Raw genomic sequence first — 12,099 nt, forward strand, 5'->3', positions numbered from 1 at the left:
AAAATACATCGTAACACCGCAACTGCGGAGAAAATACGTCATGCAAAGGTCGACACACCGGCTCAATGCCTCGATTTGATGGGAAATCTGCCTTTCTGGCACGCGACTATCACGCCGGGCGACGCGATTTAGCCCAACTTCCTTGCGCATCGGCTTAGGCTGGATACATCATTTCCCATCAGAATCGCTGATGGCTGGCAGCTGTGGCCGTCGGACGGGCTAGCGGCATTGTGCGATCTTATGCATTGAGGAGATGAAGACGGTGCGTTCCACCTTGACTGACATAGCCCGGGAAGCCGGCGTTTCCGCCGCCACCGTCGACCGCGTGCTGAACAACAGGCCCGGTGTGCGGGCGCGCACGCGTGAGATAGTGCTCGAAATGGCGCAGCGCCTCGGCTACATCGCGGAGGGCCCGAACGGAGCGCCGCCCAGGCCCTCACCTGGAGAGGTCATCCGTCTCGACTTCGCTCTGCCGGCCGGCACCAATTCCTTCATCAAGATGCTGCATCGACACATCGAGGCGCAGGCCCTAGCGCGCCCCGATCTCGACGTCCACATCGCCACCATAGAGGGCTTCAACCCCGACCGGCTCGCCCGCCTGCTGCAAGAATTGCGTGGACAGACACAAGGCGTCGGCGTGATCGCGCTCGATCATCCAACGGTGCGCGAGGCGATCCGCTCGCTGTCGGCCAATGACGTCAAGGTGGTGACCATCGCCTCCGACATCCTGCATGTTCCGAGAGTGGCCTATATCGGCATCGACAACCGCGCCGCGGGGCGGCTGGCCGGCTATCTGCTCAACCGCTTCATGGGATCGGAACGCCCAAGCAAGGTGGCGCTGTTCGCCGGCTCGCTGTCCTATCGCGGCCATGAGGAACGCGAGATGGGATTCCGGCACATCTTGACCGAGGAGTCGCCCAATCTCAAGATCGTCGAGATGCGCGAAATGCTGGATGACCGAGAGAAGGCTTATTCGGAAGCATCAGCGCTTCTGGACCGGCACCCCGATCTTGCCGCGATCTACAATGTCGGCGCCGGCAACACCGGCATCGCTCGGGCGCTCAAGGAGCGTGGACGCGCCAAAGACATTCTCTTTCTCGGCCACGAGGTGACAGACGGCACCAAGGAACTTTTGTTGGATGGGACGCTCGATGCGGTCATAGATCAAAATCCGCGCGTCGAGGCGCGGGAAGCGCTCAATATTTTAAGCCACTCTGTCAGGCACTTGAACTATGAACCGCATCAACCACGACTTCAGGTGATTTTCAAAGAGAATATACCTGAAATCTGATCAATGGATCCGTGATCTTATCGCAAAGCACAGCGTTGGCGTCGCCACCGGTCCCAAATACGAACGAGAGCCCGAATGATCTCGTCAAAGCCGCCGATCTGGCACTATTCCGTGCGAAGTCGGAGGGCCGAGATCGGGTCGTGGTTGATGGTGCATGAGAAGGCCGTCGCCCGTTGCAACTCGGTCAGCCTAAAAGACCAAGTCCACTCATAGCACCGAAGTCGCGAACGATTGGGGCGAAGAGGGTTCTGGATGTCGGCACGAAGCCGACGAATGGCATACGCCCGTCCGTCCGCGACGATCACCTGAGGCATCGCCCCGGCCCCTGGCGCACGAGCAGATATGTCGCAGGCAACCTCGTGTGTTATACACGCACGCTGACTTTTTGGGTCGGACACGAGATCGATGGACCAGGAAACGCTTCTTGCCGCAGTCCTCTTAGCTGATGTCGTGGGCAGCACGCCACTCTATGAGCGGATCGGAGACGATGCCGCTCTACAGCAGGTCTCGGATTGCCTGGACACGATGCGCGAGATCGTCGCCAAGCACGGTGGTGATTTCATTTACTCGAAGGGCGATGACATACTCAGCCTCTTCGAGAGCCCGGAAATGGCGCTGAGGGCCGTCTGCCAAATTACCCATCAACTGACTAAAGGGCCGTTGAGCGCCCGTATCGGATTGCATTTCGGGGCGGTCATTCGCGCGCGGGGCGCGATATTCGGTGACGTTGTCAATGTCACCGCAAGGTTGTCCACCACGGCGAACCCCGGAGAGGTGCTGATCAGCCAGAGCTTCTGCGAAGCCCTTTCCCCGAGAAGCCGCAAGGGCCTGCGGCTCCTCGACAAAATGGCCTTGAAGGGGAAGCAAGAGTTCTTCGATGTCTACACGCTGTGGAGCGACGATGGGGCCCCCGGTACGCAGATCACCAGCCATGGCGCCACTACAGATAGACGCTCGGTCCTGCCGCGGCAGATTCATCTGGTCATCCGCTACAGAGATCAGCTGCGATCCTGTCGAAACGGCGAATCCGTGACAATCGGCAGATCGGCGGAATGCGATATCATCGTCGAGCGGCCCTGGGTATCGAGGCGCCACGCCGCCTTCACCATATTGAATGGCAGAGCTCGGCTTCTCGAACGAAGCTCTTCGGGCACATTTGTGTCCATGGGACTCGGCCACGAAGTATTCGTACGCCGTGAAGATATTATCCTCTTCGGCTCCGGCGTCATCTCGCCTGGAGTGAAGTCGGCCCTCGACGAAGCCCAGCTTCTTCACTACGAAATTGTCTCGGATTGACCCGGCCCGGATACTAGCTCGACCGGTTTCGAGCTGGTTCGCTGGCGCCTCAATATCGCGCCGTACTCTTTGACAGCCATTGGAATCGACCGTTCACAAATGTGCCAAGGCCAATCCAGGAACGTCTGCTCTCGAAGTTGAACTGCGAAGAGCTGACTTCCGTTTCCCTCGCTGAGTTCGACGGAGCCGCGGCCGGTGCATCTCCCTCGCAGGATGCGGAGTTCTACCTGCTCCGAGGCCACATTCTGCAGGTGGATGGTTTCGGCAGCAAGCTGGCCCGCTCGATCGATGATGCGCTAGGTCTTGCCGCGAAAAGGCCGGTGCGTGGGAATTGTGCTGGACTGTCGGCCAGACAATGAGCTGGCGACGGGAGCGGCCGGCTGAAGCGGGATGCCCGGACCAATTCCCTGCCCTGTGTCGCCTTGATATCCCCAGGCGCTGAAGGTCAGCACAGGCTGTTGCAGCCCGGGTCGACGAACGCTTCATCAGACCATTTGCGCCGCAATAGCTCCTCGACCACCTGCGAAGGCTCGCGATTGGGCTACCGTCACGAAATTGGCGCAGAAGCGCAGACCACTGACATATCGCGACGTCGAGATGGAGCTCGATACCACCGTGTTTGCAGCACCGGGGAAAATTCCTCTTGGTCCGATCGAGTTCAAGTTGCTGCGCCACATGGCTCGAGAATCCTGAAAGGTGATCAGATGAATTCATCGCAGCTGGCTGGTCGCAGAAAGCCAGTGTGAGCGCCCAGGTGGTCGACGTTCACATGAGCCAGTCGCGAAAGTTGTTGAAGCAGTCGTCGCAGAGTTGCCATTCGCACCGTGCGGCTTGCCGGCTATTCTCTCGATGACACTGCGGGCTGACGATCTCGGCGATTGGGTTCAGAAAGGTCGCTGCGTGACGCCGCAAGGGGACCGACGCGATGGGAAAGGTCTTGGCAGCTAGGGGACTTAGCGCCACCAACATTGCAGCCGTGGCGCTACGCTAATCGAGAGAAGGTCGAGGCGTATAGAACAAGCGACATGAGCGTGTCGGATTGTTTGCATTCAAACAACCTTTGCGACGCTATCCGTGCCTTCGCCTTGCTGGTGCCGGAGGAAATCATGACGTCGCCCGACAATTCGGTCGAACTCGTTCGCGACAAGAAGTGGACGGTCCGCGTCACCGCCTACGGCAGCACCCTGACGTTTCCGTTCGAAGCAGAAAGCTATGCACGTTCTTACGCCGATGGTCAGGCATTCCGTCTCGGCGTTCAGGTGGCGGAACTGAAGCGATGCGGCTGACACTTTGTCGACGCGTTGGCGGATAGCCTGCATCGCGATCGGAACGAATAGGTCGCTGATTGCAGCCTCGCGATTTTTCCATCAAATCCCGCCTGCAATCTTGACAGCAACTCGGCAAAATCCCTCGCCGACTAGTGTTGTCATATGAGCTGGAGCTTTCCTCGCCGCCGGTGGTAGGCGGGATACGCTGCCGGGAAAGCCCTCTTTTCGCATAGACGCGAACCTTGTGCTTTTCCATCTCAAGGCTGATTGGCGGCTGGATGCGCGCGCCGTCTTTCATATTCTGCCATCGGCCCGCGCGGAGCGTGGAATCAACGGCGGGGAAGCGGATGATGTTTCCTGTTTGCGCTCGCGTAGCGCAAGAAACGCTGCGAAGAGCATGATAGCCATGCCGATGATGTCGATCAGGCTAACCTCCTCGCCGTAGGTGATGATGCCAAGCACGACGGCAATCACGGGTGAGACGAAGGCAAATGCTCCGGCGCGCGAGGCGCCGATTTCGTGCAGGAGCTGGATAAAGAGTGTGTAGCCTATGAACGAACCAAACAGCACGAGGAACAGCCACCCGACCCAGGCCGGCCAGCCCCAATCGCCTTTTAGAGCCGCGGCCGCGCCTGGCTCCACAACGAGTGAGATGAGAATTAGGAATGCGCCCCCGAAAAGGGTGGTGAAGCCGGCGATGAAGTCCGATGAATATACCTCAAGAAGCGGCCGCGCGAGCACCGAACCCCATGCATAGATTACAGCTGCCGACGCCACCGCTGTCATCGCCAGCAGCCGGAGCCCCCTGCCCTGCTGGTCTGCGTGTGTCCAACTAGCATAGGCTTCGGGCCCGAACAGGACGCACAGACCGGCCGCACCGAGCAAAATCGCAAAGAGCCTGCGGCCGTCATAGCGTTCGTCCCCCAGAAGCAACGCAAAGCCAAGCAGCGTGACGGGGGTCAGCGAAAGCTCAAGAACAGCCGCGGTGCCCGTATCGATGTAGAGCATGCCCCAAAAGAGTGGGCCATAGCAAAGCGGAATCATAAACAACGTAACAACGAAAAGGCGCGGCCAACTCCTTTTCGCCACCCCTGGTAGAGCAGCGCCCCTTAGGCGCGTCGCACTGAGGATCAGCAAGCCGGCTACTGTAAAACGCGTGCCTGCGAACATCAGAGGCGGCACGGTGGCGATCCCTGCCTTGATACCGATCCACGTGGTGCCCCAGATCACACATAAAACCAAAAATGTCGCTGTGTTGCGGTTCATCGGAAGCAGCCTTCGCTGGGCGTTGTTGGTTCGTCGTAACGGCCACAAGACGTTTATTTCGTTACAACGGCCTCTTGCCAATACGGTTCCGCCAACCGATGTTTCCGGGATGGATTTTGCGAAGACTATCGTCGACATGCGCATGGTTGGCGGTCACGCCTGCCTGGACTTCGTCAACACGGTCGACGCGCGACGCGATGTATGGGGCCCAGACCTCTTGCAGACCTATGCCGACCTGGTCGTCTGGGCTGGACGTGCCGATTTGATCGACGTCGATGAGGCGCGAGCACTGCTCGCGGAGGCTTCCGCCCGCCCGCTCCTTGCGGAGGCGGCATTGGAAAAGGCCAAGATTTTGCGCGAGGCCGTTTACGCGGCTCTCCAGGCCGAGGCGGCAGGCGCCCGGGTGCCGGACGATGCCTTGCAAATCGTGCGCGATGCAGTCGCCCTAGCCCTGCCGAAGCGCTCGCTTTTCCCGTCCGGCGACCGCCTCGCTTGGCAGTGGACCGACGCAGCCAGTCTGAACACGATCGGCCACCGCGTGGCCTTTGAGACAGCCGAGTTTTTGGTGTCCAGGAATGACCGCCGCCGCGTGCGCGAGTGCACCGGGCCGAACTGCGGTTGGCTTTTCATTGACACCTCGCGTGGCGGGCGCAGGCGGTGGTGCTCGGATGAGAGCTGCGGCACACGCAGCCGGGTAAGGCGCTTCAGGGCAAAAGCCGCAGGGAACATGGCTCCCAACAGCAAGAATTAGTATCTGACGCCAGGCTTGGATGACCAACGCAGCATAGTTGGCTTCACGCTGTCCCTGTCGCTGTTTGTCCAACGAAGCTGGTCTCGCGAGCGACTGTGGCCAAGACTGTGGAGAACACAGCCGGCGCGGCAAGCCATCATCGCGTTCCAGAGCGGGTTGCTTCGGGGCCGCCTACCTCGCCACGCTTCGATCGGTCGATCTGCTCAAACTTGACGGGAACTCCGGTAGCGTTACGGCGTTTTTCTCAGTCCGAAACAAACAAGGATAGGTGCCATGGACTGGAACCGTGTCGAAGGCAATTGGAAGCAGGTAAAGGGCAAGGTCAAGGAACAGTGGGGCAAACTCACAGACGATGATCTGGACCGTATTGCCGGTAACCGCGATCAGTTGGAAGGCAAGATTCAGGAGCGCTACGGCATTGAGAAGGACCGCGCTCAGCGCGACATCGATGACTGGTATGGCCGGCAAGGCTGGTAGGTCGCCGGTTCCAAACTGAACTTGAAAAAGGGCTCCGAGAGGTACGGCGCCCTTTTTTGCCGCGCTTCCTGTCGCCTTTTCGTCTCACGACAATAGCGCTCACGGAGAGACGTGGAACCGCCAAAGGTGCCCGTCGTTATCTGGTTCTCGAAATTACATTGGGGGATTAGTTGGACAGAGACGACGCCTCAGCGATCGCAACTGGAGTTAGCGGGCTCGACTACATTCTTCGTGGCGGCTACGCCAGGAACCGCTCCCATCTTATCGAAGGGAAACCAGGTTCTGGAAAAACCACTCTTGGCCTCCAGTTTTTGATCGAGGGCGCCAAGAAAGGCGAGACATGCCTTTACATCACTTTGTCAGAAAGCAAGCGCGAACTGCTCTCGGTTGCTGGCCGTCACGGCTGGGACCTGAAGGCGGTGCAAATTCTTGAACTTGTGCCGCCGGAGCTCAGTTTCGATCCGGCGCAGCTACAGACCTTGATCCATTCCTCGGAATTGGAACTCGGCGAAACCGTGCAGTCTGCCATGGCCGAGATCGGACGCGTCAGACCCGATCGCGTGGTGTTCGATTCGCTCTCTGAAATTCGACTTTTATCGCAAGGGTCATTGCGGTATCGGCGCCAGGTGTTGGCATTGAAGAGCTTCTTCATGCTCAACAATGTGACGGTGCTTATGCTCGACGACCTGACGGCTGAGCAGGATGACCTCAATTTGCATTCGATCAGTCACGGCGTCATTCGGATGGAGCAGCTGTCGCCCGTCTATGGTGGAGAGCGTCGGCGGCTACGCGTGATCAAAATGCGCGGCGTGCAGATCCGGGGCGGCTTTCACGATTTCGTAATTCGCCCAGGCGGCGTTGTCGCCTATCCGCGGCTCGTTGCAGCCGAGCATGAGGTGGCCGAGCATGATACGCCGGCCATGAGCAACAACCGGATCGACACCCTGCTTGGCGGCGGGCTGGCCCGTGGTACCAGCACGATGCTGATGGGGCCGTCTGGCGTTGGCAAGTCTACCATTGCCTGCACCTATTGCTATGCCGCACTCGAGCGTGGCGAGCGTGTGCTGGTGCTTTTGTTTGACGAGACAAAGCGCATCTTCTTGGCGCGCGCCGCCGGGCTCGGCATGCACCTGGAGCCGTTTGCCGAGGACGGCACGCTGATGCTTGAATGTGTCAATCCGGCTGAGCTTTCACCAGGCGAATTATCTTCGCGCATCCAAGCGGCCGTCGAAGAATCCAATGTGCGGATCGTCGTGATCGACAGCCTAACCGGCTATCTCAATGCCATGTCCGAAGAACAGCATCTGGTGCTTCAGATGCACGAGATCCTCACCTATCTCAATCAGAAGGCAGTGGCGACGATCCTGCTGTTGGCCAATCACGGGCTGTTTGGGCCAACGGCAGCGCCGGTCGATATGACCTATCTCTGCGATTCCATCATGCTTCTACGCTTCTTCGAGAACGCAGGTCAGTTGAGACGCGCGATTTCGGTTGTCAAGAAACGTGTCGGCCCCCATGAAGAGACGATTCGTGAGTTTAAAATCGGCGGTAACGGCGTGGCCGTAGGTGAGCCACTGGAACAATTCCGCGGCATCCTGATGGGATCTCCGGAATTTGAAGGCAAGCAGACAGACCTTCTGAGGGACAAGGCGCTGTGATGTCGTCCAGCCCCGCCGTTCTCGTGCTGGCGCCGCTTGGCCGTGACGCGAGGATCGCGGCCTCCATCCTGGCTACAAACCAGATTGCCTCGCGTGTGTGCGGCAGCTTGGAAGAGGCAGTGCCGCTTCTCGACGAGGCTCAGTGCCTTGTCGTGGCCGAGGAGGCCCTGCTCAGTTCCGATCGAACGCAGTTTGCGGCCTGGCTTGAAGCCCAACCCGCATGGTCGGATTTTCCGATCGTGCTTCTGACGATGCGGGGGAACGAAGTCGACACGCGGATGGCATTTCTGGACCGCTATCTGATCGTGCTTGAACGGCCATTTCTGGCTTCGAGCCTCGCCAACTCGGTGCGCTCCGCCTTGCGTGCCCGCGCCCGCCAGCGTGAGGTCCAGTCCTACATCGAACAGAAGCGGGAGGTCGCCGATCGGCAGAAATTGCTCATCCGCGAGCTGCATCACCGCGTCAAGAACACGCTGGCCAACGTTCGCGCCATGATGGGCGCGACGGCCAAGTCGAGCGGCAACGTCGATGATTTCGTACGCGATTTTTCAGCCAGGCTCGTTTCCCTGGCCCAGACCCATTCGATGCTTACCGACGATTATTGGCAGACTGCCTCCCTGCACAAGCTGCTCGAAAGCGAGCTTGACCACTATGAGACGCGCGACAGGCCGCGTATCGTTATGGAAGGCCCGAACGTAGCGCTAGTCGCCGACATTGCGGTCCCCGTCGGGATGGCTTTCCACGAACTGGCCTCCAATTCGTCGAAGTTTGGCGCGCTTTCGCAAACGGGAGGCCGCCTTGATGTCCGCTGGTCGTTAGGCGGGTCCGGCGATACACAGATCGTCAATCTTGACTGGCGGGAACGAGATGGGCCGAAAGTCGAGCAGCCCAGTCGCCGGGGGTTTGGCACGACACTTCTGGAAAAAGTCGTGACCGTGCAATGCAACGCAAAGATCGAATTGAACTACCATCGTGACGGCTTGCAGTTCACCATGGCCTTGCCGTTGCGAAACACGCGCCTTGTGCCGGCTTACTGAGCGGCAACGGAAAGGCAGGCTGGGCGCCGCGATAGGGATTAACTGAGCGTCACTCGGCAGGCTGGTCTAGCGCTTTAGCCAAAACATCAGTTCCGAAAAAGACCGCCTCTATATCTCCCATATGCCTCTGCAACATTGCGAGAGCTCCGGCGTGGTCTATGCGGCCGACCTTGGTGATGAAGTCGAACTCGTGCCGCGGCGCTGTGACCCGGGTCATGCGTCCTAGACGAAACTTTGGGCTCCCGGAGCTCAGCTTTGTCGCCTTCGTGGTCACCCCCCGCCATTTTGATCACGATCTCGTTGATAGCCCGGATGCGCATCTGAATCATCTGCGACCCGTCGGGGTTCCGACTGGCGTCGTAAAAACCAAGAGGCCCGCAGGCAGGCTCGATCGACGGTCAGCTATCCCGAACAGCAAACGAAATCACCCTCGCCTTTGGCCAACCAACTTTCGCCAGATCACCTTCGCAATGCCTGCGGCCCCAGTACGGTCAGACAGCCCGCGCATCTGGCGGCCGAAGTGAGGCGCCGGGAACATACAACGTCGGTCGTTGTTTCTCTGATCAGGAGGAAAGATAATGGCAGACGATAAGAGCAAGCGTGATTTTCGAGATCGCAATCGTGTATCAGTCGATGAAGATTATGAGGTTCGCTATTTCGCCAAACAGCATCGTATCACGCCAGAACAGGTCCGCGAGCTAATCAGAGAACACGGCAACGACCGGAAGAGGCTCGAACGCGAGGCAAGAAAACGGGCTGATATCGGCTGATGGTCGCGACGCATCACGCGGCTTTTCGACGAGCGGGTCTGAAAGGCTGCGCGAGCGTGAAAACGTCTGGCCGGATGCCCGCCTCGACTTGCTTCCATGTGACCGGGTGGGCAATTGGGAAGCCGGGCCGCGCTCGCGGGGAAAAAGCGCCTATTGCGGTATTGCCCCGTCCGTTGCGGAGATAGTCGAGAAAGATCCGGCCTCCTCGGGCTGCGGGGTCAGCTGACAACAGGTATCGGTCAGGATCGGTATCAACCAGACGGTGGGCGAGCGACTTGGCCAGTTTCCGGGCGCTGTCATGGTTCATCGTCGCAACGAGCGGGGCCATCAAGTGGATGCCTTTGCCGCCAGTGACCTTTGGCCAGCTCTCCAAGCCTGCCGCTTCCAAGATGCCCCGTAGCGCCAGCGTGGCCTCGATCACAGCGTCCCATGGCACGCCTTCTCCGGGATCGAGGTCGAGGACGAGCCGGTCCGCATGTTCGATGTCTTCAATCGTCGCGTTCCAAGGATGAAGCTCAACGGCATCCATCTCGACCAAGCCAAGCAGACCATCCATGTCATCTATCCATACCCGAATGCCTTCGCCGCCTTCGCGCTTTTGAACGCGGAGCTGGTGCACGGACGCCGGTATCCGAGGTAGCGGTCCCTTGTGATAGAAGGTTGCGCCAGAGGCGTGGCGGACCAGCTTCAGCGGTCGCCGAACGAGATGAACTAGAACTTGATCAGCGACCCGCCGCCAATAGTCTGCCAGCTCTTCCTTGGAAGGTGCAACCGCATCGGGTAGCAGCTGGAGAATGTTCTCGCGCGGGACGCCGTGTTGTCCTTCCGACCTCCGCTTGGAGGGCGATGGAGGCTTGGGCGGGATTGCCTTAAGATCCTCGCGTAGTCCCTTGAAGACCGCCTCCCGCAAGATGCCGCGGTCAGACACGCCACTGAATTGTACCTCGGCAAGAACGTCTGGTTTGACCCATGTCGCCTTGGGCTTCTTGATCGGCTCCGACAGCGGTGACTTGGCGACAACAAGCGGATTAAGCCGCTCCCTAACGCGCCGGGCTGCGTCCAGCGTATAGCCGGTCTGGGCCTTCCCGGCATAAAGCAGCCGGTCGCCCTCTCGCCTGCCGATGTACAACGATGCGATGCGGCGCGGCTGCGCGCCAAGTTTCTCGACGAAAGCCACGATTGGAAAAGTGTCGCTCTTGACACATTTGACCTTGACCCAACTGGTCTGGACGCCCGAGCGGTAGTGAGCATCCGCTCGCTTCGATACGATTCCCTCTATGCCCATCCGGCAGGCATGGTCGAACATATCCTTGCCGTTCACCTCCAGATGCTCGGCATAAGTCAGGGTTGGCTCGGTTTCGGTCAGCAGCTTCTTCAGCGCAGCCTTGCGCTTCACTAACGGTTGTTCCCGTAGATCACGGCCATCGAGGTACAGGAGGTCGAAGGCGTAGAGAGTCATCCGCAGCGAACTTGGGTTGCCCAGCTCACGTTCCAGGGCTTGATAGTCCGGCAGGCCGGTGTCGCCCAGGACGACAGCTTCACCATCGATGATAGCGGATTTGACCGGCAAGCTTGCCGCGGCCTGAACAATCCTCTTGTAACGGTGGGACCAATCGTAGCCGCGACGCGTGAATGCTCGCGCCTTTCCGCCTTCAACGACCAGCTGCGTCCTGTAGCCGTCATATTTGATCTCGTGAAGCCAATCTCCGCCTTCGGGAGCTTTCTCGACCAGTGTGGGCGATTGGAACTCGATGAACGAAAGCCGGTCAATGGCACTGGTCATATGCTCGCGACTCCAGGAATCGCGACTCAAGCCCCAGCGCCCCTGTCGGTTCCGAGCCTTTTAGAAGAATTGCATCGCGACGATTGGTTATCCGCCTCACTTGTTGATGTGGCGGCGCAGCAGAGTGATGTTGCGATTGTTCGCCTTAAAATAGACGTCGAAGATCGAGCCGAGAATTGGGACACTTCCTACGAGCGTATCCAGCAGCACGTTGCCTAGCATGCGGGCGACCAACCCATTTCCGGCACCGACGTTTCGAGCTCGCAAGACGATGTAGGCCGAGACAATGCCCGTCGCCGCATCTCCGAGTACGGGGACCAGACCTACGAGCGCATCCAGTCCAAAACGAATTGATGTGCCTGGAATGCGCCAGCGGGAATCGAGTAGCGCGGCCAATAGATCCAACTCGGCAAGTACGTTTGCTGTATCACCACCGTGACCGCCCTGCCCGATCATGCCAACTCGCGCGCCAGTACGATTTAGTATCTCTCCCTGATGGATA

Annotated in this window: 11 protein-coding genes; 8 read left to right on the top strand and 3 right to left on the bottom strand. The window is 59.1% G+C overall.

Annotation, left to right across the window (positions count from 1 at the left end; genetic code table 11):
• Positions 1–262 precede the first annotated feature (262 nt).
• The 3 genes from NKI61_RS11965 to NKI61_RS11975 all read left to right on the top strand — a co-directional run bounded on the left by NKI61_RS11965 (position 263) and on the right by NKI61_RS11975 (position 3,873).
• Complete coding sequence (locus tag NKI61_RS11965; protein ID WP_023669472.1) at positions 263–1,291, top strand: LacI family DNA-binding transcriptional regulator; 1,029 nt, start codon at positions 263–265, stop codon at positions 1,289–1,291.
• A gap of 405 nt (positions 1,292–1,696) precedes the next feature.
• Positions 1,697–2,587, top strand: coding sequence for an adenylate/guanylate cyclase domain-containing protein (locus tag NKI61_RS11970; protein ID WP_023715432.1), 891 nt, complete (start codon positions 1,697–1,699; stop codon positions 2,585–2,587).
• A gap of 1,025 nt (positions 2,588–3,612) precedes the next feature.
• A complete protein-coding gene (locus NKI61_RS11975) occupies positions 3,613–3,873 on the top strand; it encodes a hypothetical protein (protein WP_023682263.1) in 261 nt (86 codons plus the stop codon).
• Between the two features lie 276 nt (positions 3,874–4,149).
• On the opposite strand, the gene NKI61_RS11980 is transcribed toward NKI61_RS11975, so the two are convergent.
• Complete coding sequence (locus tag NKI61_RS11980) at positions 4,150–5,121, bottom strand: DMT family transporter (RefSeq protein WP_023682264.1); 972 nt, start codon at positions 5,119–5,121, stop codon at positions 4,150–4,152.
• Here NKI61_RS11980 and NKI61_RS11985 point away from each other — a divergent pair.
• From NKI61_RS11985 to NKI61_RS12005, 5 genes are all read left to right on the top strand, one after another.
• Entirely contained in the window at positions 5,039–5,872 is an 834-nt protein-coding gene (locus tag NKI61_RS11985) for a CGNR zinc finger domain-containing protein (protein WP_352839602.1), read from the top strand. The genes NKI61_RS11980 and NKI61_RS11985 overlap by 83 nt on opposite strands.
• Positions 5,873–6,145: 273 nt before the next feature.
• The gene (locus NKI61_RS11990; protein WP_023682266.1) at positions 6,146–6,349 is read left to right on the top strand and encodes a CsbD family protein; all 204 of its coding nucleotides are present in this window, start codon (positions 6,146–6,148) and stop codon (positions 6,347–6,349) included.
• A gap of 170 nt (positions 6,350–6,519) precedes the next feature.
• Positions 6,520–8,007: an ATPase domain-containing protein gene (locus NKI61_RS11995; protein ID WP_352839603.1), complete on the top strand. Its 1,488-nt coding sequence runs from the start codon at positions 6,520–6,522 to the stop codon at positions 8,005–8,007.
• The gene (locus NKI61_RS12000) at positions 8,007–9,044 is read left to right on the top strand and encodes a sensor histidine kinase (RefSeq protein ID WP_023746308.1); all 1,038 of its coding nucleotides are present in this window, start codon (positions 8,007–8,009) and stop codon (positions 9,042–9,044) included. The genes NKI61_RS11995 and NKI61_RS12000 overlap by 1 nt, the downstream gene beginning before the upstream one ends.
• Before the next feature lie 578 nt (positions 9,045–9,622).
• Positions 9,623–9,814, top strand: coding sequence for a DUF3606 domain-containing protein (locus NKI61_RS12005; protein WP_023715431.1), 192 nt, complete (start codon positions 9,623–9,625; stop codon positions 9,812–9,814).
• 13 nt (positions 9,815–9,827) lie between these two features.
• Here the strand turns inward: NKI61_RS12005 and ligD are convergent, their stop codons facing one another.
• Positions 9,828–11,597: a DNA ligase D gene (gene ligD / locus NKI61_RS12010; RefSeq protein ID WP_023715430.1), complete on the bottom strand. Its 1,770-nt coding sequence runs from the start codon at positions 11,595–11,597 to the stop codon at positions 9,828–9,830.
• Between the two features lie 96 nt (positions 11,598–11,693).
• On the bottom strand, positions 11,694–12,099 hold a 406-nt coding region (locus tag NKI61_RS12015; RefSeq protein ID WP_352839604.1), incomplete at its 5' end, for a DUF4112 domain-containing protein.

The sequence above is a fragment of the Mesorhizobium sp. M0514 genome, from assembly GCF_040321145.1.
In the GTDB taxonomy this organism is placed as follows: Bacteria; Pseudomonadota; Alphaproteobacteria; order Rhizobiales; family Rhizobiaceae; genus Mesorhizobium.

Bases quoted from the DNA above. Each gene is read 5' to 3' on its own strand.
- NKI61_RS11980 (WP_023682264.1), bottom strand. From the start codon at position 5,121: ATGAACCGCAACACAGCGACATTTTTGGTTTTATGTGTGATCTGGGGC.
- NKI61_RS11970 (WP_023715432.1), top strand. From the start codon at position 1,697: ATGGACCAGGAAACGCTTCTTGCCGCAGTCCTCTTAGCTGATGTCGTG.
- NKI61_RS11975 (WP_023682263.1), top strand. From the start codon at position 3,613: ATGAGCGTGTCGGATTGTTTGCATTCAAACAACCTTTGCGACGCTATC.
- NKI61_RS11990 (WP_023682266.1), top strand. From the start codon at position 6,146: ATGGACTGGAACCGTGTCGAAGGCAATTGGAAGCAGGTAAAGGGCAAG.
- NKI61_RS12005 (WP_023715431.1), top strand. From the start codon at position 9,623: ATGGCAGACGATAAGAGCAAGCGTGATTTTCGAGATCGCAATCGTGTA.
- ligD (WP_023715430.1), bottom strand. From the start codon at position 11,597: ATGACCAGTGCCATTGACCGGCTTTCGTTCATCGAGTTCCAATCGCCC.
- NKI61_RS12000 (WP_023746308.1), top strand. From the start codon at position 8,007: ATGTCGTCCAGCCCCGCCGTTCTCGTGCTGGCGCCGCTTGGCCGTGAC.